We start from the raw sequence: 25739 nt of genomic DNA, 5'->3' as shown, positions 1-25739 counted from the left end.
AAATCAAGATTGGATATAATAATATCATCATCATTGTTTAAATTGTGTCATTATATCGTTGTATTATATATAAATATCATCATTTTAGAAGGGACGTCATTAGATGTCAAAACTGCTGCACGAGAACATTCTTTTTCCTGATGCTTCATTTCCATACGTTATGTACACAGCTAACTCTCGGAAAATTATCCCTGAAGGACGAGGATTTAATGACTTACATTGGCACGAAGAACTTCAGATCACTTTGGTTACTCAAGGTAAACTAGTTATACAAGTGAATGGTATTGATTATGAATTGAAAAATGGCCAAGCCATTTTCATCAATAAAGGTGCCCTTCATGTTACGACGCACCTGACTCCTGACGGTCAGTATGTGAGTTTCAATTTTCCTGAAAAGCTGTTGGTCTTTTATGCAGATAGTGCTATGGAAAAAAATTATGTATCACCTTATACGAACTCTTCCTTACTGTCTCTAGTAATTAAAGGAGATGCTGAATGGCAAAGAGATGTACTAAACATGCTTTTGGAGCTGAAGAATAGATTTGATATGCCAAAGAAATGGGGATGGGAATATGAGGTTTCTATCAGAACCGTACAACTCTGGTTAACCTTGATATCTAATATTTCTCTCTCCTTTGAGGACACAGCTAAATACGTAAAAAGGCAGCAAGAACGACTTCAACTCATGCTTTCTTTCATCCATCAGCACTACGCAACTAATATAACTTTGCAAGATATTTCTGATGCTGCTCATTTAAGTGTTTCAGAATGTACCCGTAGTTTCAAAAAGACCCTTCATATCACACCGTATGAATATTTAATAAAGTACCGGATTAAGAAAAGTATGGAGCTATTAATTTCAACTGATTATACAGTAACTGAAATTGCCCATAGAGTTGGTTTTAATCATGTTAACAACTTCATTCAGTCCTTTAAAAAACATCAAACAAGAACACCTAAAGATTTCCGGAAATTAAGAAATGAAATCAAAATCCAAGATACTTTGCCAATAGATACTCCTGGACGGGGGCCGGAATTGTTTTAAACTATATAAAAAAAAGTGGCAGTCACGAAGGCTTCTTTTGCCCTGTTTGACTACCACTCACTGTTTAATATCCCATATCCTTTAATATTTTGGATAACGTGCTCAGACGCTCACCGATCATTTCATCGTCATCGCTAAGAGCTTGATTAAATAGCTTAATATCTTCATTAATTCGCTCATTATCTGTACATACCGCTACAGTCATCGCATCCCCTTGCAAGCCAACTCTGTCGATGACGGGCTGCTCCGGGTCATATAAATTCTCATATCGATACGCTTCGCGGAAATGTTCTAACGACCGGCAAATTAGAATGGACAAATCAAGCACGCGATGAAGAGGCAGTTCTTCTGATTGTCTGGACCATTTTTCCCCGGTATATCTCCATACCTTAGCAGAAATATCGACCTTTCCTCGATCATTCCACTGCGCCAATCCTAAGGAAAGACCTTTCGCATCTGTGTTTCCAGCCATTCGGCCGTCAACCTTCTCATAATTCTCCGATACGACAACAGGCTTATGTTTTAAAGTTGTAGGTATTTTCATGTTTTTTTTCTTCCTTCCAGTTACTATTTTACTAATTTACTAAACGACGGTTTCATCTTATCTTGGATTTCATCGTTAGTCAATTCGTGGTTTGTTATAACCTTTATCTCCGTAGGGCTGTAACTTCTCTAACCATGGCTTTAAGATTTTCTTCCGTTCCCAGCGCATATCAGTTACCTTATCTATCTCCTTCTGTTCTAGTACCTCATAAGTGAACGCATCCGTACCGAATTCTTTCCAATCCTTCTGGAGCTGGGCATTTGCAAATCTCCCTGAATCCAACTGCATTTGCAGGGTAAGCCATTTGTTTTTCAAATTAGGATAGCTGTCGATAAATATTTTGCCGTTGATTTGGTTTTTGATTTGAGCAACACCCATATAAATCTTAATCTGTTTGTACTCCTCGATCAGCTCTTTGCGTTTATTCATATCCATATCTTTCTCTCCTTATCTTAGATAATAAATTCATGGAAATTGTAGTTGGATTTTCATTTTCCCAGCGATTCCAGCTCCACATTACTTCTTATCTTAACCACAATAGGAAGCAGAAAAAGCGCACCGATAATCACAAATACACCACTCGCCATAAATACGCCCATCAAGGAGAACGTATCCTTAAGGTAGCCGGAAATGAACATGCCAACCACCATCATTCCCATAAAAATAGGCATGATTGCTCCTGAAACTCGGCCAATAAAGGCCCCTTCGGTATTTCGCACAAGAAGTGTCTGAATCCCTCCTTGAATGCAAGGGTAAAACAAACCACTGATCACCAAGAAAATAATCGTCAGCCAAATTTGCTTAGAAGCTCCCATTCCAACCGTACAGACGGCATTGACGAGTAAGCCTATCAAAAGCAATAGCTGTGGCCTTACTTTTTTGGCTATCCCGATTATTGCAGCTCCGCCTACTAACATGGCTGCCCCACTAGCCATCACAAGCCACTGAAGAAATTGTTTGTCCTTACCTAAGTTCTCGATGACAAGAAAAATCTGAAGCGGCTGAGTTAGTCCTGATGCCAAACCCACCGCCGAGAAAGTTAAACTAAGTGTTCTTAAGGGTTTACTCGATCCGATGTATCGCAAGCCAGCCGTTAACTCTTTGATGAAGCCGCTGGCTTTACCTGACTTGGGTTCTTCTTCATCCCGAGGAAGGGAAGACAATATAAGCGAAGAGCCCAGAAACATAACGGCTGTCAGGATCAGAGATACGTGAATTCCAAACTTAATAAAAATAAACGTACCAATAACGGGTCCCAAAACCGTAAAGACAGCGACAAGGGTTTGGGACATCGCCATAACGCCTTGCAGCTGTTCAGCTGGCACATGTCTCTTGTACAGTTTCATCGCCGAAGGCTGAGAAAATTGAGATAAGCTGGCAGATACAAAAGATCCGATAAGAAGCGCAATCCATTCGCCATTCATGACCGCAATCAGCACCACCCCGACGGACAAGCCAGATAACAAATCGCTCCATACCATGGTTCTCTTCGGCCGCCATCGGTCGGCAAAGGTCCCACCAATAAGACCAAAAAGAAAGATCGGTGCAAATTCGGCAACCGATATCAGAGATACATCTACCGGATTATTATTCGTCAATTCAGATACATAAAGAAGGACGGCATAATTCCGGATCCATATTCCGAGCTGCAATAACACACGGGAGAGGATAATTGTTCGAACATAACGATTAGAAAACATTTTAATTCCCCATATCCTTTACTATTTTTTACACCTTCTCAAAACTCTCCAACATGACAACATGATTATGTTTAAACGTTGTTGGTATTTTCATTGCACCACTCCTATTTACTAATTTACTCATTTACTAATTTACTAAATCACTGCTTCATTTTATACAGGATAGTGTCGTTCGTCAAGCCGTTTTCAGTCTCGATATTCCACAATCCTTTTTTTAAAGGTGTTAATTGATTCTGTAAACAAATAAAAAAGTGGAGCAACTGCCGTAGCATTTGCTCCACTTTTTTACGTTTATCTAATTTCAAAAAATTCTTTAGCGTATTCGACAACGCCATGGACATCTGAGAGACCGTCATCTATAAGCTCAACGGCCATAAAATTATCGTCTGAAACTTCGAAAGGTGCTTCTATACCAAATTGACTAGCTTTTTTATAACCAAACTTCGGATAATACTTATCATGACCCAAAACGACAGAGCCTTTATATCCAAGCTGTGTTGCGATTTTGTGGCCTTCAGTAATCAGTAGCTTCCCTATACCCTTGCTTTGCATTTCTGGTAGTACTGCAACAGGTGCAAGCGCAACCAGAGTTTGATCACCCACTAGAATTTCTGAAAAAAGGATATGACCGACGATCTTATTCTCATATTCAGCTACAAGAGATAACTCCGGAATAAACTTTGTCGAGCTCCTTAGTCTATTTACCAAATTGTGCTCATCATGATCTGAATGTTCCGCATTTTCAAATGATTTTTGGACTACATGGTAGACTTTGTTAATATCTTGAGCTTTTTCTTGTCTAATGATAATGTTCATTGATTTAATCTCCTGATCATGGATTTGAGCTCATTGCTTTCTATTCTGGGTCTTGGATAACCGTTAATAGTTACCTGAATCATAGCTCGTCCCAATTGTTCCGATGTAATGACACTGTTTAACTTCTTTAGCAAGGGATAAAGTGGCTTCATCACATCATAAAAAATCTGATACACTTTTGTTTTGGATTGTACGCCATATAGGGGTAGAATCACACCTGGTCTGAACATATATGCGTCCTTAAAAGGTAGCTTCAACAGATCGTTTTCTGTCTTCCCTTTCACTCTCGCCCACATAGAGCGTCCTTTTTCCGAACTATCCGTCCCACTTCCAGAAACATATATAAAGGTCATTTGAGGGTTCAATCTTGCTAATGTTGTTCCGGCGGATAGCGCGATATCATATGTTACTCTTTTATATTCCTCTTCCTTCATACCAGCAGAGGAAACCCCAAGGCAGAAAAAGCATGCATCATAACCTGTGATTTCATGTTCTATACTTGATAATTCAGCTACATTGGAAAGTTGAATTTGTCTTAGTTTTGTATGTTGCTGCTCTGTCTTTTTACGCCCAATCGTAAGTATTTCTTGAACTCTATCATCCATCAAACATTCACGTAACGCGCTTTGACCAACCATACCTGTAGCTCCAAAAATAATGACCTTCATATCATTGACTCTCCAATCTAAAAGATGATTCTATTTCCAATATTAACAGGCATTTTCGAAGCCAACAATCTTTTGGCGTAATCATGGATTGTAACAATGTGCTTGCTTCTTCATCCTTTATAATCATGCAACAACAGAAGGATTCCCAATTTCCGCTTCACCTAATATAAAGTCCTAGAAAGCTATACTATAAATCTATTAAAGTTTGACCTTGTTTAGGATCAGTGAGACGAGCATATTCTATCGAGATTGATAATAGAATGAATGAAATGAAACTCACTCCAAGCCCTTCAACTTAACTATGATGCCCTAACCCCAGCTAGTGGCCTGGGAGGAATAAGTGAAACGATTAACGGAGGTGTTTTTTATATGCAATGTATTTTGTGTGGTCCTTCTCCAGCCATCAACGTATTCCATGAGTATAGTTCGTTTACACTGATGCGGTGTAGCAACTGTGGTCTTATCTTTAGAGCGAATATTGCGGAGGTTGATACAACCGGCTTAATCGCAGATATTTATAATACAGAATGGATTGCAATGCGTGAAAAATATGCTCAAGCTACCTATTCTGATCATGCTCTGTTTAATTTAATGCTGCTGGAAATGTTCAGTCCAGAAAAAGGAGCATTGCTAGAGTTTGGTTCTGGAACAGGTGAATTTTTACATGCAGCTGAAAATGGCGGCTGGAGAGCGGTTGGCATTGAACCCTCACAAATGTCACGAGCCTATGCCAAATATAAATACGGTGTGGATCTGGTTAAAGATGAATGGAAAAGCACCCAAGACGATGACTCGGCTGAAAATCCTGATCTTCCTCGTTATGATGCGGTAGTGTTCTGGCATGTGCTTGAGCATATTTCCGATCCATTTGCATTTTTGAAGGATATTCGTAATCTTTTGACAACGCAAGGGAAAATTTATTTCAGTATACCCAATAGCCATTCATTAACCAACGAAGTCTACGGACCTGAATCACCGTTATTTATTGAACCCGATCACCTGTATCATTACACGGACGCTAATGTGCGTGAATTACTCAATCAGGCTGGATTTGAGATCATTTCGATATTCACGCGGCAACTGGTCTCTGTTTCGGATGGATTGATCGATGCACATCCTCACTATGGGCCAAATACTCCATTTGTTGAACGAATGGCTCTTTTGGCCAGATGGCAAGGTGAACGTCGCGGACATGAGATATGTTGTGTGGCCAGTCTGAAGGAATAATTTATTATACTTGCAAGAAAAAAAGCTGGAGCCAAATACACTTGGCTCCAGCTCTTTTGTGATGATTACAATCCCATAATTCTATAAATCAAAGCAGCAGCCTCCGCACGGGTGGTCAGATTCAGTGGTCTGAAGGTTCCGTCGGAATAACCATTGATTATCCCTGACTGCTGCAGGTACTCAACTGCTTCCCTGGCATAAGCTCCGATTTGCTTCTGATCAGCAAATACTACGGTTTTGCTGGAGTAATCCGGCTGAAGAGCTGCTAAACTCCGAGCGCGAAACAAAATAACAGCCATTTCTTGGCGAGTAATCGGTTCTTTTGCGCCAAATAAGCCTTCGCTGCGTCCGTTAACAATCTTTAGCGCCTGAGCTGTTGAGACAGCTTGGTAATACCAAGCGTCTGGACTCACATCTTCGAAAGTACTGCTGCTATCGGCCTGAAGGTCTAGCGCTGATACTAGCAGTTGAACAAACTCAGCTCTGGTGATTTGGCGGGCAGGCTCATATTTGCCATCGCCTGTGCCGTGAACCAAATCACGAGATGCCAACGCTTCAAGGATAGCACCGAAGACCGAATTGACATCAGAGAAGTGTATATCTCCATTCGCTGCAGCGTATAATCCAAACTTCCGTGTTGTGAAGGTGATGCTCTCTGTACCTGAAACGTATTTGGAGTTCTTGACCACTTCCGCCAGCCCCTCGCGGGTAATAGAATAGACGATGGCTTGATTCGGCGCTTCACTAGGATTCAATTTATATCCAAACGATACCTTCATTGCCGCAGTTTGACTTAATGTTTCTATTTGCTTTCCGTCTACCATCAAGGAGATCCGGTACACGGCATGCGTTTTCCATTTCTCTTTTAATGAAAGAGAAATGGTTGAAGGATCAACAAAATGAATGGACAGCTCCAACTGCTTGGAACCCTCCGGAATATTGCTACCCATCTTGTCAATTGGGAACGTTACGGTGGTTTCACCTGCTTTTATTGTAAGAGAGATAACATTATCTTTCAGTTCGGTAACGGGCAATTGAAAGGTTACTCCCTTAGCTGTGGCATCTAATTTAGTAAGCTCAAGTGCCAATGCACCATCTTGCACACCCTTCATCGCTTTTTGAATTTCTCCAGTAGGAAGCTGTGCAAGGCGCATTCCTTCAGCATCAGGTGAAGCCTGAATCTGAATACGGCCGGCTGAGATTATATTCACTGGATTAACTATTTTCCCTCCACTGTTACTATTGTTACTGCCATTATTGCTGCCGGACGAACTGCCAGGCGTTTCTGTTCCCCCGCGGTCTTCGCTCCGTACCACTTTCAAAGTGTAGGTCTTTGTTGTTGTTCCATTTGCGGCGGTAACTTTGATGCTGACGCTATTTTCTCCTACTTTTAGTTCACTTCCGCCAGTTACTGTTAATTTGGCTTTCGGATCTAAAGGTATCCCTGTAACAGTCACGGCTGTTTTAGAAAAGGGTACATTTATTGTATAGGTCAATGTATTACGGTCAAACCCGGGAATATCTGTACCCTCCATACTCAAAAAGCTCAAATCAGCATTATCACTCGGTTGTGTCTCCTCCTCATCTTCGACATTCATAAACTGGAAGGTGCGGAAAAGTGTCGCATCTTTCGCAGCGCCTATACCTGATCCCCACTCAATATACCCTTTTCGGCCCGCACCATCATTATCGTTAACCAACATCGAGAAGCTCAAGACATTGCCTCCCGCTCCTCGAATTGGACTTACTTCACTCCAAGGTAGTGCCAGTGCATATGAGGTAATCTTAGTCGCTTCATCTCGGGTTACTCTTAGAGTTCCTTTGGTCAACACTCCAGTAGCAGCACCTTTCATGGACAGCCAGCGGTATATTTGCGGCCCCTCCGGCGTCTGTGAAATTCCGTATTCATACCAGGATTGGCTATCACCCGGTACACCGGGAGCAAGGCTGAATTGAATACTGTCATTTTGCCAAATATTAATCCCGGAAGCGTTATGGCTGAATACATCATCACGGATGTCGGCGGTTAAATAAATGTTATCCGCATCCCAGTGTAATTGCGCTGTTCCGCTAAGATCCTCCGCACCGTTATACCCGCTCAACAAAGGGGTTCCGTCTGCAAGATCAATCAGCGCGGGAGTTCCTGTGTCTGATTGATGATTCATCCGGTTAATATCTATGTTTTGCTTGAGGTGAATTGTCTCATAGCCTTCAAGGTCAACGGTCAAGTCAAGAAGATATTTGACACCTTCAGAGAATCCCGGCAAGGGTATTGGATAAGTAAATTTGTTATTCGGAGCGATTTCGGCTAGTTGCGACTCGCTACCGCTGAGTTGGCCACTTCCTTCCCCTATTTTCCAGGAAATTTTGTTAATTTTCAGAGGGTCTACTCTAGAACTGTTTGTAAACTGAAGTTGAAGGGATATGCCTCCGTTTCTACCATCTGTAATATGAGGAGCAATTTTTAAGCCTTGAAAATATAATCGCAGATCATCTACAGGTGCTTCAGGCAGTGTGGCAGGATCAAGTCCGGGTCCATTATAGGCTCCGATATTCGGTGGATTTTCTGCTGAAACAGCATTTCCCCAATAGTCATGGCCTCCGTTGTCTGCAATGATTGCACCAGCCCCAAGCGCAGGGGAGCCTTCTCTTAGCTTGTAACCGTCCACTGTATTCCAGCCAATTCCACCGCTGCCCTGAGCAACCAAGAGCGGATTCGCTGTGACGGGATTCGTATTTTCCGGCTCACTTACTGGATGATTTCCATACAACAGGTTGTGGTCGAAGCTGCCATTTACCCCGGGCAGATTATAACCTCCCTGTCCAAGGTTGTAGACCAGATTATTCCTGAACGTATAGGGAGCGTTGATATTTCCCGCGTCGTCCCATTCATGGTCGATTATTTTGGTGTTTTGCCCAGTGCCGATATAGATCGTATTGTTATAGATTTGCGTATCCGGCGTAACCCCGCCTGCAAAATTAAACGTATGCGTCAGATCATTCTGGCTGATGTTGTATCTGACTACATTGTTAGAGGAGCCGGTCAGCACTCCTGGAGTTAAACGGGCATCGACAAAAAGCATGAATCCGCCCTTATTGCCATGGCTGTAATTATATTGAACTACACTGTCCATAGTATCGATATCCAGATTAAAGCCCTGACCATCTCCCTCTGGTTTATTTGTGTTAAAGGACTCATTAAACTGCACGATATTATTCTTGCCCCGGGTCGGCCAGATTGCGGCTGAGCCGTTAAACTCGCCTTCTTCGGAGTAGTTCCCACCTTCTTCTGCTATGTTATGCTCAATTAACGCTCCGTCCGCACCGAAAGTGAGAATGCCGTCGCTGTCTGCTTGTTTGACATAATTTCCGCGGATCGTAACATTGACCGTAGCATAGTCGGCTCCGTTGAAACGCTGATCCCATACCACAATTCCTGTCCGTCCAATTCGTTCGACCGTGTTGCCTTCGATCCATACCCCATCAAATTTGTCCGTGCCCGTCGTTCCGCCCACATATACGGAGATTCCACCGAATGCATGCGGACCGCCTTCAGCTCCAGAAACTGTCGGATAACGGAAGCTGCTTGATACATCATGAACATAGTTATCCTGGATGAGGATATTTCTTAATGTCCCTCCGTTTGCGTTCTCCACCATTATGCCTTCCCGGTAAACCGTTCCTCTCTCGGAAGCATAATTAGTAACCTCAAGATCCCGAATTGCCCAGTTTGAGGCATTACGCAGGTATACAGCTGCTCCGGCCATGCCTCCACCATTGATAGTCGGTTTACTTCCGCTGCCATAGGAAGTGATTGTTATCGGTTTATCGTCTGTTCCGCTACCCTTAGGATATAATTGTTCATTCCAGATTCCACCCTTCTTTAACAAAATTCGGTCTCCAGCCTCAAAGGTAGTCTGGTTAACTACAGAGAAGGTCTTCCAGGCTGTCTCAGGTGTTTTTCCATCATTGCTGTCGCTGCCTGCAAATGAATCGACGTAATAATCTCCGTCTCCACCGCTGTTCCCTCCATCTCCAGGCAAGCGGTTGGACAAGGAGACCGATCCTAGCTGCAACAGCCAAGGGGCGGAATCGCCGCTGAGCTCTATTTTTAAATAATGAATGCCTGAAGGAATCCCTTGTGCTGGGGTATAATTCGTCCCGGTCCAAGCTGCATCTCCTGTAGATTGTGGAGCTTCATGTATTGCTGAAATCTCTGTCCAGGTGGATGCATCCGCCGATCCATAGAACTTTATGCTTCCGCTAGACCCGGCAAAGGAATGCAGACGGACGATGAAATGCTGCAAATTATGCAAATGGTACACAAGTGATTCTGCCGAATCTGCTGTTCTCACAGCACGAGAATGATCTCCACCAAAAAAAGTGGGATTGCTTGTATCTAAAGACCAATTTGTACTAAATGTATACAGCTGTGAAACATCATCAAGTTCATCATTAATCGTTTGGGGTGCAAGTGATACATTGGAGAGCGTAAGGTGTCCAAGCTGCATCAGCCAGCTGTCGAGGTCGCCGCTGATCTCGATTTTGAGATAATTGACATCATTCGGAAGTGCACCGGCGGGCGTGTATACTGTTCCATACCAACCAGAACCGGTTGCTGTGGGACTGTCATTAATGGCTGGAAGCTCCGTCCACGCTGTCGCATCACCCGATCCGTAGAACTTGATTACAGCTGTTGAGCCAGAGAAATAATAGGCTTGAAGCGTAAACGACTGAATTCCTGTTAATGAATAAACGGCATAACCGGTATCCGTGGATGTCCTGACCAACCGCGTAGCATCTCCGCCGAAGAATTGAGGATTGCTGCTGTCAATCAACCAATTCTCCGAACTCAGCTCCGCTGCTGGCAGAGCAGAGAAATCATCGGCATACGTCTCTTCAGCATGGGCAGAAGCACCCATTACTGGGAACACTGTCGTAAAGATCAGAACCATCATTAGCAGTGATTTTGCGAGTTTTTTTAACATTGTTGTGTTATTCCCCCTTGAACATTTATTGAATGGCTTGGTTTGCGAGTCTTTCAGCCATTGGGTAATTCCATTCTGGGACAGCTTTGGATAGCTTATCGTCCACCATGGATCTAAACTTCTGTTGCGCCAAATGAAGTGTGATAGCATCCTTCACTTGATCGAAAGGTATAACTCCTGCATCCTCTACCGATAGACAGTAAAGTAGATGGATGGCCCCATTTTCAGCAAACAAGCCACTAATCTGTCCAGGTGCAAGCTGATCGGCAGCAAGCAATACCTTAGGATTTTCCAGCGCTGCTGTTCGCCGGGAAGCACTTGTTATTTTGACTTCGCCCACGTTTATACCCAGCTCTTTTGCCTGCTGATGGATGCCTGCGTCTGATCTTATTTCTGCTGTTGCTGCTGCCCGGAGCAATTCCATTTTCTCCATGGCCTCCTGCTGATCCTTGTATTCTGTTTCCGGACCAAAGGGCAGTGATGCCCATTCAAGATGTATAGCTCCCGGCCGAGAATATTTAGCAGCTTGCTTTGCTTCATATTCCAGCCTTACCTGTTCATCTGAAATCACGATGCCTCCGTTGCTGCGCATTGCCTCAATCGTGGCATCTTCAAGGTTGCTCATGTAATAACTGTAATAGGCCTGCGCTTCCAGATGAAGAGGACCATACACCACCTCCTTATTCGCTACCGCCTGACTCCGCCGTTGATTCTCACGCCCCATTCCTTTTAGAAAACCTTCATAGCTGATATCCGATACCACACCTGCTTCTTGAGCAAGCTGCAACTCCATCCGCTTCGTCAGTAGCTGCGTCTGGGATTCTTTTATCCACCTGTGGATTGGTTTTTCGCCGGAATAGTCGGTAGACCAGAATTTCTCTGAGTAGTCGGCATCGTAGGTCTGTTTGAAGTAATCAGCAGTCAGTGCCCGATTCATTTGAAGATGCCAGTTGAACTCCGCTGCAGTGACCTCCTGTCCGTTAAGGGTCAGAAGTGGTGCTTCTGCTTGTGGAGCCTGCATATTCATCGCGCCAATCAGCAGCAGGCTTCCCGCAATGAGAGCGAATAGAATAGTGATAAGTCGATTTCTTTTGGAATGAAGCCTTAAAGTCATAAGTTGATTCCTCCTCTCCGCATTCTTATTAAGCGCTTTCATTCTCTTCGATATTAGACATGTTACCCTTGAAAAAACAGGCGGGAATGCTGCGAAATGGTTTGCCATTTCACGATTTGACCAAAAAGAGAAATTTCACTCCATCCAAAAAACAAAAACAGCCCGAAATATTCCGGACTGCCTTGCATTGCTTTTAGGACGGGACTACCCCCGGACACATACTGAAGCTCAGGACGCCGCCTTTGATAATCTCTTCATGAGGCAAAGAATGGTGCTCCCAAAGCGTATGGTTCCAGTGGATTGATTTACTGTACACATTGGCGGGGCTGTTGTTTTGCGCTTCAATGACCCATTGCCGCCCATTTTCAAGTCGAATCGTTACTTTATCAAATAGTGGGCTGCCCAGTACATATTCGGAAATCCCGGGACTTAACGGATACAGTCCGATGGCGCTCCAAATATACCAGGCACCCATGCTGCCATTATCCTCGTCACCGGGTAACCCATCCATTCCACTGTTGAACAGTTTAGCCATGGTTTTGTGAACCCAGTACTGTGTTTTGGACAATGCCCCGAGTCGGGCGAAAATATAAGGTATATGGAAGCTGGGCTGATTGCTGATGGCAAACTGCCCTAGATCGGCCGCAGCCATTTCCGACATTTCATGAATTTCCAAGCCATAAGATCCCACTTTGAATATCGGTTCCTCAGCCATTAACTGGTCCAGACGCCGAACAAAAGCTTCCTCGCCACCCATCAGACTGGCTAATCCCGGGAAGTCATGGGGAACCGCCCAGCTCCCTTGCCAAGCTCCACCTTCACAGAACGGATCACCCCACGCCAAAGGATCAAATCCTTCCTGCCAAGTACCGTCCTCGTTACGGCCTCTCATAAAACCAACCTCGGGATCAAACAGCAGTTTGTAATTCTGCGCCCGGTCCATAAAACGCTCATAATCATCCATTTTGCCGAGTGCTTTGGCAATCTGGGCTATACAGAAGTCCCCGTATATATAATCCAGCGTGTTACTTACACTTTCATGAAAACGATCATGCGGCAGATAGCCGTGCTGCAAATACAATTCTAGCCCCCGTCTACCCAGCTTCTCGTCTGTAGCCGGACGATCTGCATGTTTCAGCAAACCTTCATATAATAGCTCTACGTCGAAGCCGCCGATGCCCTTAACCACGGCATCCGCAGCTGCCGCATCGATCAGTGTGCCGGGCATGGCACTGCGTTCACCTGGTGACAGCCATTTTGGCAGCCAGCCGCTTTCACCGTAAGCTAATGTCCAAGCCTGCATGATCTCACCGAGCAAGGATGGAAACAGGATACTGTATAACGGGAAGCTAGTCCGGTATACATCCCACAGTCCGATATCTGAATACATTGGACCCCGGCAAATGCTGCCGTTAAAAGGACTGTAATGAATTTGCTCGTCCTGCTCGTTATATTCATGCCATGTTCTAGGAAACAGGCAGATCCGGTACATACAGCTGTAAAAGGTACTGAGGTTCTCTTCATCCGCGCTTTCGACAACGATGCGGCTCAGCCGTTCTTCCCAGCCTGCCTCTGCTTTGCTCAAGGTCTCTCCGAAGCTGTTCCCACCAACCTCCCGATCGAGATTCAATTGCGCTTGCTCCCCACTAATAAAGGAAGTGCCGCATTTCACTTCTATTACACCGGATTCCGGTAGGTTTAATTCTACGTATGCACCCAGCTTATCGCCGGTTCCTTCATACGTCCCTAAAGGTTGGTACTCCCCGTCAAAGATTCCCGAATCCTCCATGAGAATGTCTGTGTCGAATTGGAAGACGAAATACATCGCGAAATTATCGGGTACCCCGGCGGTATGGCCTCTTGTAAAGCCGATGATCCTGCGTTTCTCCGGTTGAAAGGTGAGTTGAGACTCGCCTTTTAGCGGTGCTATTATGAGCCTGTTCTGCTGTCCTTTAGCGTATGATGTTATTCTAATCACTGCACAGCGCTCTGTAGGGGTCAGCTCCAGTCGGGTACGATATCGCCGAAGAGACACATCGAAGTAGTGTGGGGACACTTGCATCTCTTCCGGTTTAAAGGAAGATGAGCGCGAATCAGGACTGAGCAATAACGGTCCAGTCTGCGGCAACAGTGTTAGATGTCCATAATCTCCGATCCAAGGACTGGGCTGGTGAGTTAGTCGTATGCCCTCCAGGTGGCGATGGTGCGGATGGAAGAACCAGGTCCCCCCTGCTTCGTGGGTTTGTGGGCTCCAAGCCGCCATGCCAAATGGCATCGCTGTAAGCGGCAGCGTATTGCCGTGTGAGTAGCGGAAATCCGACTTAGTCCCCTGTAATGGATTAACATAATCTAACAAACCCAAATGGATACACTCCTTTGGCTGGCTTACACCAGCTCTATAATCTCCGACCTTAACTGCTGCCGGCTAAGATAATCGAAATACTTGAACATCTCCAGCTTCTACCCGTATAGACAGTTGAGTTGTTGAAGGTTCTAACGGATTTATTGGCTGAATTTTGGCATTCCCATCGTCAAACCATGGCTCTGCTGAAGTATAATTGGCAGGCAGCGTAACTTTGGCTTCTGCCAACGTGTTCCCTTCATTATGCACATAGAGGAACGCACCTCTGTCTTCTTCAACTTCCCACTCGGAAAGATCAGCGCGGACACCTCCGCTTGCTTGCACATTCGGCTGTAGCTTCAATTCCTGCTGTAAAAGATCGCGCACCAACTGGAGCGTTCCGGTATGTCCATCCTGCCAGTAGGCAGCCGCAAGTAAGGTACCGAACCACACAGCACGCCCATTGCCATAAGCGGCGGCCGTCAACACAGGCATGTTGTCCTCGGCAAATTCGGCTAGGACCTTCACATGACTTTGCAGCGAAATATCTGATTTGTAATAGGAGCCGTGTGCCTTATCATCTGCGGCTGCTTCCCCTTCCTTGCTGTGCTCCATTACATTAAGGAGTGGGATCGCCGTCCGTGATTCGAATGCTACCTGATGATAGCTATGATCCAGATTCTCGGCAGAATGAATCCAAGTCTCCCGAACCCCAAAGACTTCATCAAATCCGTAACCAGGAACTGTATAGCTGTGACAGCCATTCTCTGCCTGAAGCGCGCCGAAGGAGCATTCCGAAACCAATATGCCTCCCTTTTCTACCCACTCACGCAGGAGGTCACACAGTTTACGGTTCAGATACAGTGGATAAGGCATCCACAGGCAGCGGTATTGCTCCAATGTCTTTTCCGTAACATCCGACTCATGCAGAAATTCCACTTTATAATTAAGATCATGTAGCAGTTTATGGACGCCTTGAAGGGAATCGTTATAGGTGTCCAAATGATCATGGGCAGCAAAGTTTGCGATTTGGTTCTGTGGGCTGAATAGAATAGCAATCCCGTCCCCACGCCGTTTTGCCTGTAAAAGCTCATGCTTATTGTATTGCACAAGCTTATTTAGTTGGGCCATATCCTTGTACCATGGGGTTGGACTGCCGTCCAAATACACACTACCCCAAGCCGGAGCCTCCTGTCCTAATACCTCCGGTCTATACTGCCAGAACAGATATCCCGTGATGCCACGGGCGAGCGGGGTCAGAATATGCCGCTTCATTTCTCGTAGCTCCGGCTGGCGCGGTTTCATCGCCGTATTGCCAGGCAGCGCATGAATCTCTGAGTTGATGATCGGTTTGCCTTTGGCGGCAGAGATCAGTAGATCAGCCGACCAAGCTGAGGACCCTAGGCTATTTCCTGTCAGGTCACAGGGCTCAGCCAGCTTAAAGTCGTCTGATCCTGCTGTAATCATATTAAAAATAGGAGCTGGCACAGTATGTGCCATAACAGGATGAAGCAGATCCAGTGACTTCACAGTATCTACCCGGCTCCGCAGCTCATCTGTTAAAGTACCGGACATGAACAGCCGCCAGTCCACCAAATCATTGAATACGCCTTGCCCACGCGGTGCCTCTACTTCCTCCCAGCTTCCGTAAGTCCGCTGCCATGATTCGTTCAGAGCTACCAGAGTAATATATTTATTTTTCAGCCATTCTTGGAATGCCAGCACTGAGTGCTCGCAATAACATACCTGGTTGTCAAATGACAGCTTGCGCTTAATCCCTGTCGTCAGCTCAGGCTCATTCCATAAATCCCACACCCAGAGTGCAGGATGATCTTTGAAAGTCTTCACTGTTTCCGCCAGAAATTTCGCCTTCTCCGTGGCTGCAGCTGCATGGTGATAACAAGGTCCAGGAGCTCCGCCAATCTGGCGGCAGTTAATTGCCCTTGGTTCCAGAACGGAACCGTCTGCTGTGATCATTTTGGAATCAGGATGTTTTTTATAAAACCAGGCTGGCGCCACATCGAAAATCACGTTCAAAATGACCTTTAAGCCATTCTGTTGAGCAATATCCATCAGCTCCTGAATATCATCGAACTGGTAGATCCCTTCTTTGGACACGCTGGCGCGCCACTGCACCCAATACTTCACACAATTGAAGCCCTGCCCGGCAATATTGCTTAGGTCTTTCTCCCATTGATCCCGGAATGGGGTTGGGGAACGGTAATATTGAAACCCGAATGGAATAAATGATTTTTGTATCAAGGGTACTCCTCCTACAGCGTTCAATTTCGATGTCATGTATTTATAAAAGCGCTTACCGCTCTTTTACGGTTAAAGTCTATCACAGTACATTTTGCAAAAGTTAGGATGGAATCCTATGAAACGGTTTGTTAAGCTGTTGAAATGTTTAGAACTTCCGCTATGCGGACATTTTTGTACTTAGCCACCGGTGAACATACTGCGAAATCGTTTGTGATCCTGACAACTGAGAAATTACCGCTCCTCTAAAAGAGGTTTCATGTTTATAATGACTGTAAGACATATTAGAAACTACTTCGAGGTGAGGCCAATGTTGAAAGCGCTTATAGTAGATGATGAATATCTCGTCCGTATGGGCATCACCCAAACCATAGACTGGGCAGAATACAACGTCGAGATCATAGGAGAAGCCAGCAATGGTGAAGAGGGTTTGGAGCTTGCACTACAGCACCGCCCGGATGTGATTATTACCGATATCCGTATGCCGTATATGAACGGTCTTGAACTTATCGAGAAAATACGGGAGCAGGACATGCTCGTAGGCATTGTCGTACTTAGCGGTTATGACGAATTTCAATATGCGCAGGCTGCATTACGTTATGGTGCCTCCACCTATTTGCTGAAGCCCATTAATATAGAAGAACTCGCAGATACAGTACGAAGCGTTGGCGATGAAATCCTGGGGAAAAAGCAACTCTCCAAGCGATATTCACAGCTTAATGAGGAAATTGCCGCGATATCCAAACAATTCTGGCAGGATTTACTGCATGGCCAGCTGCATAGTGAGGAATTCATTACCAGCAAAATAAAGCTGCTGGAGCTGCAATTGGAACCAGGAAAAGCTATGCTGCCGCTGTCCATAGCCTTCCCTGCTGATAATGGTCTTCAAGGAACTGATGTAGGCAAAGCGTTGGAGGATGAAGCAGCGGTTATTCTGGAAGCGTATTCTTTTGAACAGCTCTGTCTATTCCGCGATAGTCATCTGGAGTGGGTTATGATTCTCCGAACCGATGAACCTGAGCTTGCTGGTGATTCTGCCCGCAGATTAGGTAAGCAGCTATCGGAATGGAGCCAGCAGCACTTCGGCCAGGCTCTTAGCGTTGGCATCGGCAAACCAACTGAAGAATGGAACGGAATCGTAGATTCATACAAACAGGCTGTGCTTGCTTCGCAGCGTGCATTGTCTGGTATTGAACGCGTGTTGTACGCTGAGGAAGAGGCCGGAGCTCGATGCCGGCGTGAAATCAGAGACGCCCTCGCTTTTATCCGGGAGCATTATGCTGGGAACATTACCGTGGAGATGGTTGCTGCTGCGGTGTTCGTCAGTCCAACCCATTTAATGCATCTATTCCGCAAAGATTTGAACAAGACGTTCTATGAATGTCTGACGGAATATCGGATTGAAGAAGCCAAACGTATGCTGCGCAATCCGATGTACCGGGTCTATGAGGTAGGCAATCAGGTTGGTTTCACCGACTCCAAATACTTTAGCCAGATTTTCAAAAAGATGACGGGCATCCCGCCGAGCGAATATGCAAAAACCTATGGTTAAGCTAACGATGGCCAACCGGATGGATTCTTGGATGCGGAGGTTCAAGATCAAAAGTCGGATTGTTGTTGTCCTGTTAGTGGGATTGTCTCTGCATCTGGTGCTGATGCTTGTTATTTTTAACTTCTATTCCTATACCTATCTGCAGAAGGATCTGTATCGCCATGTGGTCCAGACTCAACGCCAAATTGGGCTCAGTGTGGAGTTGATGGTCGATGACATTCAGATGTTGTTCCTGCGATTTCTGGTGAACAGCGACATTTACCAGATCATTAATAACGATTCCCTGCCAGCAGCAGACAAGGAATTACGGATCGGGGCTATCATCGACGGTATGCTGGCACAGAATGATCTGGTGGGCAATGTAATCATCAACACCAATGATAATATGCTTTACTCTTATCAGTCCAAGGAGCAGATGCTCGAGGTTCCCGAAGCCTTGTTCATTAAACGTATTCAGGAGAGCAGCATGCCTGTTGTCGGTGAAATCAAACGGGATGGGGACGGCAATGCCTATATCCCCTTCGGACAGCAATTCCGGAACTTCAATACGGGGCAAAATATCGGGGTCGTCATCATCTATGTCAGAGAAGCCGCCTTGGCAGATCTTTATTCCTCCAGTTTCACTGGCATTGGCTACTCCTTCCTGACTTCCAGCGACCGGATTATATCTCACCCCGACAAGCGGCTCTTGGGCAATTTTTTGGAGGAGAACGCCCCTCTTCGTCCGGGTCAGAAAGAAGGCTACCGCACCTGGTCAGATAACGGGAATTCCTATATCATTGCTACTTATCCTTTGAATCCTAGGTTGGAAACGCTTGGCGTTAGCTGGGAGTTCACCAGTGTGATTTCTAGCCATAAGTTGCTGGAGGGAATTGCCAAGGGTAACCGAAATGCCCTTCTTTTCGCCAGTGTTACCTTCATTGTGCTACTGATTCTTTCCTTTTATCTGGCGGCCAAAATCACCCGACCACTACTGAACTTGAAGAAGAAGCTGAGTCTGTTTGGCAAAAAAGACCTAGCAGCTGTCTATGAGCAGCGGGCACAGGTCGATGAGATTTTCCAGCTAGAGAACAGCTACTATCAGATGGTAGAACGGATCAGCCAATTAATGCTTGAAAAAGATGAGGAAAAAGAGAAGCAGCGCAAGGCGGAGCTGACTGCGTTGCAGTCGCAGATCAATCCCCATTTTCTCTATAATACGTTGGATGCGATTGCCTGGATTGCCCGGCTGAAGAAACAGCCCGACATTGAGCGGCTGATTTCTTCTCTCGCGACCTTTTTTCGGATTAGCCTGCATAAAGGCGATAAATTCGTTACTGTCGACGAAGAAATCCGTTTGGTTGAGAGTTTTGTGACGGTCGAGCAAATGCGTTTCCCGAATAAATTCGAGATTGAATACGATATTGAGGAATCGCTGCGCAAAGTCCGCATTCTAAAGCTGATTCTTCAGCCTATCGCAGAGAATGCGATCAAGCACGGCATTAGCGAAAAACGTGGCATGGGCAGAATCTGGATTAAAGGCGAGCTGCTGGAGGATGAGATTCGCTTTACAGTGACGGATGACGGAGTCGGCTTTGCCAACGGTGCGACACTTAGCCAAGCTAAGGAAGATGTGCTGTTCCAGAGCGGATATGGGTTGCGAAATGTGGACGAACGGATCAAGCTGGAATACGGTCCTCAATATGGGCTAAGCATCTCCAGCACTCCGGGGCAAGGCACCACGGTTACGATTAGCTTGAAGAAGGAGCTGCCCAATTAACTAAGATTGTTAATGAATGCGGACACTACAAAGAAATCGTTCCTTTTTTGAGAGGTAGGTGGTACTTCCACTTTTCTCATAAAGAACGATTTCTTTTTTTGACGTGTGAGCAGTGTGGGTAGATATTCTGCTCAATGCTGTCAATACTGATTTAATAAATAATATCGTGTTGTTCCCCGTCTTTGGGATCGTTAATAACAACCCACTGTTCCTCAACTATGTTTAGTTCCTCATTGCAGAATTCCATTGCTTCTTCTAATGTTTCATAACAATAGTCAGCATTTGCACCCTTATTTTCATGAGTTTCAAATAGAAATAAATAAACACGATACTTTGATTCATAAATCATTACCTTACTTATGTTCCCTATTGGTTCTGTAAGAAGAGCATACATTCTCATTTTTTCACCCCATATGTTCTATTGCATTATCTTACCATAACGTTATCCAGCCCAATAGTTGAACAAGCCCCTACGAAGTAGATTCGCTGTGATCGGTTCCCACCCAAGTAGATATAAGCACTGCTAGCCAGTGACCTTTTGCAGATTTTAGCGGGTAACCTGAAATTCCAATGCTTCATAGATTCTGTCTGCCATTCCGACTGCCAATCTTAGTCTTTCATCGTGGAGTTAATTTTCAAGTACAACTGTTTCAGCGGATTAACAATACTGCCACTAAGCATTGAGATCAGCAACCAGAACACTATGAACACGACGATGTTTAATCCAATCATTAAATACTTAAATGTCCGCAGCTCTGCATTCATCCCGTCTGCAGAGATGTAGGTGACAATCCGCTCATCCGATTCGGGCAGCGGATAGAGCAAAATCAAGCCGTCGGCCGTTTCACGCTCCAACAAATCCATAGCACCGCTACTTGAACTATCTTGTTCTTCCGGCATAGCTGGATTATCCTTCTCTGGTGTGGCCAGCGCAGTTCTAATTTCTTGCAGCCGCTTCATGGGCACATCCGCCGCATTCAATAGCTTTCCGTTACTTGTCAGCAGATAAACTTCATTCTCGCCGTAGATCGTATTCTTACCTGACAGATAGAAGCTGTACAGCTTGTCAATCTCAACTTCGAGCGAGAGCAGACCTAAAATTTGCCCCTCCGTATTCTGAATTTTCACCTCAAGCAGCAGACGGTCGCGCAGATCAGAAGGCGCGTTCATCAGATGTTCCCGGTTCAGCACCGTCCAGCGCAAAGCCTGTTCCCGATTATCCAGAAATTGTTCCATCCCCGGAACTTTCTTGATCTCTGTAAAGGGGAGAAGCCCGGATACATTGCTCGAGGAGTACATCCCCCCTGCTTCACCCCAAATATAAATGCCGAGAATGTCACTGCTAGAGGAGCGAATGCCCTCAAGTATAGGAGAAATCGCTCCGTCGTACGCTGGTTTTTTCAACGCATTCTGTACCACCTGATTGTTGGAGATAAGCTTGGAGGTCTCCTCTAGCCAGTTCATGAACAAAAGAGTGTTCTTATGCTGCTGGCCAGTGTATTGAACGGACAACTGCCGCAACATATCCAAACTTCTATGCTCCATAGTACGGTACAAAATGAAACTCGAAGCGGCAATGTAAACGGTAATAAACAGCACCAGGACAAGGCGGATGTTGCGGCCGAATGATCTGAACATATAACTCCCCATCCCCTCTGGTGTATGAATCAACGAAAACGAAGATCAATTGAAATCAGACTATCAGCTAAAGTGACTAATGTCGATCTCCTTATAAAAAGAACCTGCATCTGTTAGCAGCACTTCATGATTAGGCAAGATAATTGTAATCGCCGAACCGGCTGGCCAGTTAGCTTCAAAATGGAAGCTTTTATGTCCCGCTTCTGAATGAATTTCCCATTTTACATGTATTGGACCCAGACTTGTGCTTACGATTCCACTGGCCTGTTGCAGTTCGCCGCAATGTGGCTTTACGGTTATTCCCTCTATCCCTTGCCGGACACCCAATATCCCTCTTGTGAACTCAGTGATCGGCAGCGCGCTCCAGGCGTGACAGTCACTTCTGGTTCCAACAGAGTCCATTTCTGGGAGTGTAGTGAGGTTCAAATCCAGCTGTTTCATCCAACGAGCCCATAGTCCGAAGGAGCGGTCATACCATCCGCAATGTTCCAACGCGCGAAAAAGATAATAGCTCATCGGCAGCGAAAGTTTAGCCAGTGATGTGTCAGCCATTGTAGCCTCTAGTAGTGCTGCCCCCTCTACAGCGTCCACCGTGCCAGCTAAAATCGCCCAGACCTGCGTATGCTGGCTAAGCTGCGATTCCGCTGTTGCCGCCGGACTGTCGCGGAACATCAAGCTGTTCGATTGGCGACAGCAATCCAGTACCGCAGTGTTGACCGCGGCTTTGCGCTGGCGCAACTCAGATGCAATCTGCGTCCACCCGCTGGCGGCAAGTAATTCAGCCGCTTGCTCCAACGCGGCTGCATACATCAAGCTAAGCACGGTTGCAGGTGCATCATCCGTACAGTCTGGTGCACCAAGTGGCCATTCTTCTACCCAGTCAAAATAATTCCAATATTGGCGAGGCGTTCTGTCCACCAGACCTTGCGGTGTCAGTCGCTGATCGAACCAGTCCAATACAGATAACAGTGGCAGTCGGTACTGATTTACGATATCCAAATCTCCAAAGGATCTATAGTGGTCATGAATCATCCCGATCCAATACAAGGAGAAGGAGGGAATGACCTGTGGCAGCACGGAGGGGTAGCGGCTTTGCAACATGCCGTTTGGCAGCTGCGAAGCCCTATAATCTTCCATTGCCCTCTGTGCCAATCGGTCGTCTCCTGACAACAGGTACGTAAACTCCATCATCAGTTTGGTATCCATGGTATATTGCAGCTGTTCATAATACGGCGTATCCTCGTAGGTCTCATGCATGCAGCGTTGTAGGGTTCGGACACTCAGCTCCCAGAGCTGGTTATATCGTTCATCGTTGCAATGAAAGCTTCCTTCCGCCAGTAACGGATACCCAGTCTCTCGATAACTGAAGCCGGATATCGTCAAAGGTTCAGCTCCAGTATGCACCTCCAGTCGGACATACCGGAAGGTACGAAACCAGAACGGTTCATAGGTTTCCACCTGCATCGAGGTGCCATAACCGGCTGGGTGGTAGCTGTCATATCCGCCTCTTAGTACATGCTCCCGCATATCATCTCGGACAGCTTTGCGGCGGATCTCGTCATCCCCAGTCTCTTCTTCGTAGCACTCGGAGTAAAGCAGGGTGATCCGGCTACCTTTACCCCCAAGGAGCTTAAGCTGCGGATAACCTGTGATTAGCTCACCTGCATCCAGCTCCAGCCAAAGCTGCTGTCCCGCTTCCACGTGTATTCCTGCTAATGGCGTCGAGGCTCCACCAGCTTCATTCCGCAGCTCCAGACTATGCCCGTTTTCAAAAAGGGCTTCCCCTTCACCACTGCTGCTGCGCATCAGCTTCAGGAAGAGCTGCTCCCGCTCATACAGCAGCGGAATCGGACGTTTGTCCAGTTGCCATGGGGCCAATTGGCCATAATCATCCCGCACCGGCTGTACAATCCTTGCGGCTAACCAGGCGCTGTCGTCATATTCCGGCAGCGTCCAATCCAGCAGCGCTACGTCCCCCTCCACCTCTTCCAATCCGCCCATCCAGCGCATAATCGGAAACGGCTGAAGTCGGTAGCTGTGGTCCCTAATGCTTTTCCATGAGGTATCCGTATTGAGTTCCTGCACAAGCTGCCCATTGTTCATAACTTCCGATTCTACAAGCAAGCCGCCTTTTTGCGAACGCCAGATGGATAGAGGTCCGTCTTCCCCCAGCTCAAAGGGAGATGTCCCTGCATAATGAACTACCATAACAGCAATCACATTTATACCTGGTTGCAAAACGTCGTCCAAATTGAACTCCTCATAATAGTGTACATGACCATGACCCTTGCAAGGACCGGCCCATAAACGCTGCCCGTTAACAAAGAGTCTGTAGCGACTGTCAGCAGTAATGGCCAAATTCAGACTGTAGGCCCTCTCGGCTCCAGCTGGCAGCTCAAACATTTTGCGAAAATACACTCGCTCGTGTTGCTGCTCCCAACTTTCTGTCCCTTCCTCATCCAAAGGCCAGATCCATCGCGCGCTCCAGCCTCCCCATTCTTTTGCTGCCATATAATGCACCTCTCCTTTATCCCTTAGAGTAGATTTGTCAATCTACGCAGAAACGGCATCGCCGCCCTTCAGAAGGACGACGCCGCCGTTTGACTGTGTTTATTTCACCTTGTCGAGATAATCACGTTGGAATTCTTCAGCAGCCTTAGTCAAAATCTCCAGTGGATCTGCGTTTTTGTCTGTTAGGACGGTTTGCAGTACAATATCCAGCTTCTGGTACAATTCCTGAGCGTTGACCGGCTCTTCTGCCCGCATGCCTTTGCTGCCGTTGTCCATATAATCACGGAACAAATCCAAGTTTACATTGTTGTATTTGTCGAGAATCTTCTGTTCTTCACCAATCCGTTTCTCATCTGTCCAAATCCGCAGGCCGTAAGGGCCTACGATCAGCCCCTGATCACTCAGTGTCTTTTTCTCGATATCCCAACCAGTTAATGCCTCTTCTGAGGACTCCGGTGTGAAGCCGTAGGTTTTTAGCCATTTGAATCCAGCATCAATCTGCTCAGGGGTTACATTAGGCGAGAACATATATAGACCACCGCCGAGCAGAGTTACAGGTTTCCCGATCGGTCCAACTGGAAGGGCGGACATTGCTACATTATCTTTAGACATTTTGGTCTGCTGCTGGATGACTGGAGGCCAGTCATTCATGCCAAAGCTCATAGCGACTTGATCGGTTCCGAACATGCGGAACATGTCATTCGTAACATCCACCAGATTATTGTCCGGCAGGACATCATATTTCCATTTCAAGTCCTTCACATATTGCAGGGCCGCCGCTGCCTCTGGAGAATTGAACACCGCTTGCCATTTTCCATCTACCTGTTTCTCGAATTCCGCGCCGTAAGCCCAAGCAATGTTCATGAACATCCAGCCGCCCTGGCCGCTTTTGGTTGGCAGGAATATTCCCGCCTTACCGGTCTTTTGCTTGATGATCTGCGCAGTTTGTGCCAGCTCTTCATATGTTTTAGGGAACTTTGGTATGCCCTTATCGTCCAGCAGTCCAGCTTCCTTGAAGAGATTCATATTGTACAGCATCCCCATCACGTAGCCGTCCTTCGGAATCCCGTAATATTTGCCGTCCTTGGTCACCATCTTCAGCAGATCTGGATTGATCGCTTTGTCATAGCCATATTTTTTCATCGTATCCGTGATATCTGCCGCGTAATTTGCCTTAATGATTTTGCTAGTTTCTGTAAAAAAGGTTTCGTACACCGTAGGAAGCTGACCGCTAGCCGCTTTAGGCAAGAAAGAGCTGACATCATAACCCCATTCATCCTTGTCCACAATGATATCTGGATAATTAGCTTTCATCTTCGCCATGAGCTGCTCATACTGGGCAATTTTGGCTTCCTCATTCGGCTTCGGCCAGTTGCTGACCTTGATCGTCACCTGTTTGTTGCTCGCTTCCTCCGTATTCCCTCCGGCGTTCTCTTCTTTGGAGCCTCCGCAGCCAGCCAGACCGGCCGTAAGAAGCAGCGTTAGCGCCAGTGTAGCTGTAATTTTTTTGGTGTGTTCGATTCTCAATGTAATTCCCCCTAGTCTTATTGTTAAAGCATTCTTCACAACATGTAAAG

17 protein-coding genes are annotated in these 25739 nt (G+C 46.0%); 4 read left to right on the top strand and 13 right to left on the bottom strand.

Going from position 1 to position 25739, the window contains the following annotated elements:
- Positions 1-103: 103 nt before the first annotated feature.
- Positions 104-1045 (top strand): AraC family transcriptional regulator, encoded by a 942-nt coding sequence (locus ACQKMP_RS24930; protein WP_379424239.1) that lies wholly within the window; start codon positions 104-106, stop codon positions 1043-1045.
- A 64-nt stretch (positions 1046-1109) separates the two neighbouring features.
- Here the strand turns inward: ACQKMP_RS24930 and ACQKMP_RS24925 are convergent, their stop codons facing one another.
- The 5 genes from ACQKMP_RS24925 to ACQKMP_RS24905 form a co-directional block, all read right to left on the bottom strand.
- Positions 1110-1589: a DUF6530 family protein gene (locus ACQKMP_RS24925; protein WP_042188373.1), complete on the bottom strand. Its 480-nt coding sequence runs from the start codon at positions 1587-1589 to the stop codon at positions 1110-1112.
- A gap of 75 nt (positions 1590-1664) precedes the next feature.
- Positions 1665-2024 (bottom strand): GIY-YIG nuclease family protein, encoded by a 360-nt coding sequence (locus tag ACQKMP_RS24920; RefSeq protein WP_379424240.1) that lies wholly within the window; start codon positions 2022-2024, stop codon positions 1665-1667.
- A gap of 53 nt (positions 2025-2077) precedes the next feature.
- Entirely contained in the window at positions 2078-3289 is a 1212-nt protein-coding gene (locus tag ACQKMP_RS24915) for an MFS transporter (RefSeq protein ID WP_341145328.1), read from the bottom strand.
- A 291-nt stretch (positions 3290-3580) separates the two neighbouring features.
- On the bottom strand, positions 3581-4105 hold the full coding sequence (locus ACQKMP_RS24910) for a GNAT family N-acetyltransferase (protein WP_427471591.1): 525 nt from the start codon (positions 4103-4105) through the stop codon (positions 3581-3583).
- The gene (locus ACQKMP_RS24905; RefSeq protein WP_042188365.1) at positions 4102-4773 is read right to left on the bottom strand and encodes an epimerase; all 672 of its coding nucleotides are present in this window, start codon (positions 4771-4773) and stop codon (positions 4102-4104) included. Before ACQKMP_RS24905 ends, ACQKMP_RS24910 begins: the two co-directional genes overlap by 4 nt.
- A 369-nt stretch (positions 4774-5142) precedes the next feature.
- Between ACQKMP_RS24905 and ACQKMP_RS24900 the strand changes: the two genes are divergently transcribed.
- Positions 5143-6000, top strand: coding sequence for a class I SAM-dependent methyltransferase (locus ACQKMP_RS24900; protein ID WP_340969557.1), 858 nt, complete (start codon positions 5143-5145; stop codon positions 5998-6000).
- Positions 6001-6065: 65 nt separating this feature from the next.
- On the opposite strand, the gene ACQKMP_RS24895 is transcribed toward ACQKMP_RS24900, so the two are convergent.
- The 4 genes from ACQKMP_RS24895 to ACQKMP_RS24880 all read right to left on the bottom strand — a co-directional run bounded on the left by ACQKMP_RS24895 (position 6066) and on the right by ACQKMP_RS24880 (position 16705).
- Complete coding sequence (locus ACQKMP_RS24895; protein ID WP_427471588.1) at positions 6066-10988, bottom strand: S-layer homology domain-containing protein; 4923 nt, start codon at positions 10986-10988, stop codon at positions 6066-6068.
- A 25-nt stretch (positions 10989-11013) separates the two neighbouring features.
- The gene (locus ACQKMP_RS24890; RefSeq protein ID WP_427471587.1) at positions 11014-12102 is read right to left on the bottom strand and encodes a hypothetical protein; all 1089 of its coding nucleotides are present in this window, start codon (positions 12100-12102) and stop codon (positions 11014-11016) included.
- Between the two features lie 193 nt (positions 12103-12295).
- Positions 12296-14470: a GH92 family glycosyl hydrolase gene (locus tag ACQKMP_RS24885; RefSeq protein WP_427471743.1), complete on the bottom strand. Its 2175-nt coding sequence runs from the start codon at positions 14468-14470 to the stop codon at positions 12296-12298.
- A gap of 57 nt (positions 14471-14527) precedes the next feature.
- The gene (locus ACQKMP_RS24880; RefSeq protein WP_427471585.1) at positions 14528-16705 is read right to left on the bottom strand and encodes a beta-galactosidase; all 2178 of its coding nucleotides are present in this window, start codon (positions 16703-16705) and stop codon (positions 14528-14530) included.
- A gap of 307 nt (positions 16706-17012) precedes the next feature.
- Here ACQKMP_RS24880 and ACQKMP_RS24875 point away from each other — a divergent pair, with 307 nt between their 5' ends.
- Together ACQKMP_RS24875 and ACQKMP_RS24870 are read left to right on the top strand one after the other, a co-directional pair.
- Positions 17013-18254: a response regulator gene (locus ACQKMP_RS24875; protein ID WP_427471583.1), complete on the top strand. Its 1242-nt coding sequence runs from the start codon at positions 17013-17015 to the stop codon at positions 18252-18254.
- Positions 18255-18285: 31 nt separating this feature from the next.
- Positions 18286-20013 (top strand): cache domain-containing sensor histidine kinase, encoded by a 1728-nt coding sequence (locus ACQKMP_RS24870; protein ID WP_427471581.1) that lies wholly within the window; start codon positions 18286-18288, stop codon positions 20011-20013.
- 151 nt (positions 20014-20164) lie between these two features.
- Here the strand turns inward: ACQKMP_RS24870 and ACQKMP_RS24865 are convergent, their stop codons facing one another.
- From ACQKMP_RS24865 to ACQKMP_RS24850, 4 genes are all read right to left on the bottom strand, one after another.
- Positions 20165-20413: a hypothetical protein gene (locus tag ACQKMP_RS24865; RefSeq protein ID WP_427471579.1), complete on the bottom strand. Its 249-nt coding sequence runs from the start codon at positions 20411-20413 to the stop codon at positions 20165-20167.
- Positions 20414-20622: 209 nt separating this feature from the next.
- Positions 20623-21651, bottom strand: a complete 1029-nt coding sequence (locus ACQKMP_RS24860; RefSeq protein ID WP_427471577.1) for a cache domain-containing protein — start codon at positions 21649-21651, stop codon at positions 20623-20625.
- 63 nt (positions 21652-21714) lie between these two features.
- Positions 21715-24162 carry an alpha-L-rhamnosidase N-terminal domain-containing protein gene (locus tag ACQKMP_RS24855; RefSeq protein ID WP_427471575.1) on the bottom strand — a complete coding sequence of 816 codons (2448 nt, stop codon included), beginning with the start codon at positions 24160-24162 and terminating at the stop codon, positions 21715-21717.
- A gap of 99 nt (positions 24163-24261) precedes the next feature.
- Positions 24262-25689, bottom strand: coding sequence for an ABC transporter substrate-binding protein (locus ACQKMP_RS24850; RefSeq protein ID WP_156113113.1), 1428 nt, complete (start codon positions 25687-25689; stop codon positions 24262-24264).
- Between the last annotated feature and the right edge of the window lie 50 nt (positions 25690-25739).

The sequence above is a fragment of the Paenibacillus sp. NPDC101420 genome (genome assembly GCF_050277435.1).
In the GTDB taxonomy this organism is placed as follows: domain Bacteria; phylum Bacillota; class Bacilli; order Paenibacillales; family Paenibacillaceae; genus Paenibacillus_AQ.
This window is presented reverse-complemented; position numbering and strand designations above follow the sequence as displayed.

Bases quoted from the DNA above. Each gene is read 5' to 3' on its own strand.
- ACQKMP_RS24890 (WP_427471587.1), bottom strand. From the start codon at position 12,102: ATGACTTTAAGGCTTCATTCCAAAAGAAATCGACTTATCACTATTCTA.
- ACQKMP_RS24870 (WP_427471581.1), top strand. From the start codon at position 18,286: ATGCGGAGGTTCAAGATCAAAAGTCGGATTGTTGTTGTCCTGTTAGTG.
- ACQKMP_RS24905 (WP_042188365.1), bottom strand. From the start codon at position 4,773: ATGAAGGTCATTATTTTTGGAGCTACAGGTATGGTTGGTCAAAGCGCG.
- ACQKMP_RS24855 (WP_427471575.1), bottom strand. From the start codon at position 24,162: ATGGCAGCAAAAGAATGGGGAGGCTGGAGCGCGCGATGGATCTGGCCT.
- ACQKMP_RS24900 (WP_340969557.1), top strand. From the start codon at position 5,143: ATGCAATGTATTTTGTGTGGTCCTTCTCCAGCCATCAACGTATTCCAT.
- ACQKMP_RS24930 (WP_379424239.1), top strand. From the start codon at position 104: ATGTCAAAACTGCTGCACGAGAACATTCTTTTTCCTGATGCTTCATTT.
- ACQKMP_RS24920 (WP_379424240.1), bottom strand. From the start codon at position 2,024: ATGGATATGAATAAACGCAAAGAGCTGATCGAGGAGTACAAACAGATT.
- ACQKMP_RS24895 (WP_427471588.1), bottom strand. From the start codon at position 10,988: ATGTTAAAAAAACTCGCAAAATCACTGCTAATGATGGTTCTGATCTTT.
- ACQKMP_RS24875 (WP_427471583.1), top strand. From the start codon at position 17,013: ATGTTGAAAGCGCTTATAGTAGATGATGAATATCTCGTCCGTATGGGC.
- ACQKMP_RS24915 (WP_341145328.1), bottom strand. From the start codon at position 3,289: ATGTTTTCTAATCGTTATGTTCGAACAATTATCCTCTCCCGTGTGTTA.
- ACQKMP_RS24860 (WP_427471577.1), bottom strand. From the start codon at position 21,651: ATGTTCAGATCATTCGGCCGCAACATCCGCCTTGTCCTGGTGCTGTTT.
- ACQKMP_RS24865 (WP_427471579.1), bottom strand. From the start codon at position 20,413: ATGAGAATGTATGCTCTTCTTACAGAACCAATAGGGAACATAAGTAAG.
- ACQKMP_RS24910 (WP_427471591.1), bottom strand. From the start codon at position 4,105: ATGAACATTATCATTAGACAAGAAAAAGCTCAAGATATTAACAAAGTC.
- ACQKMP_RS24925 (WP_042188373.1), bottom strand. From the start codon at position 1,589: ATGAAAATACCTACAACTTTAAAACATAAGCCTGTTGTCGTATCGGAG.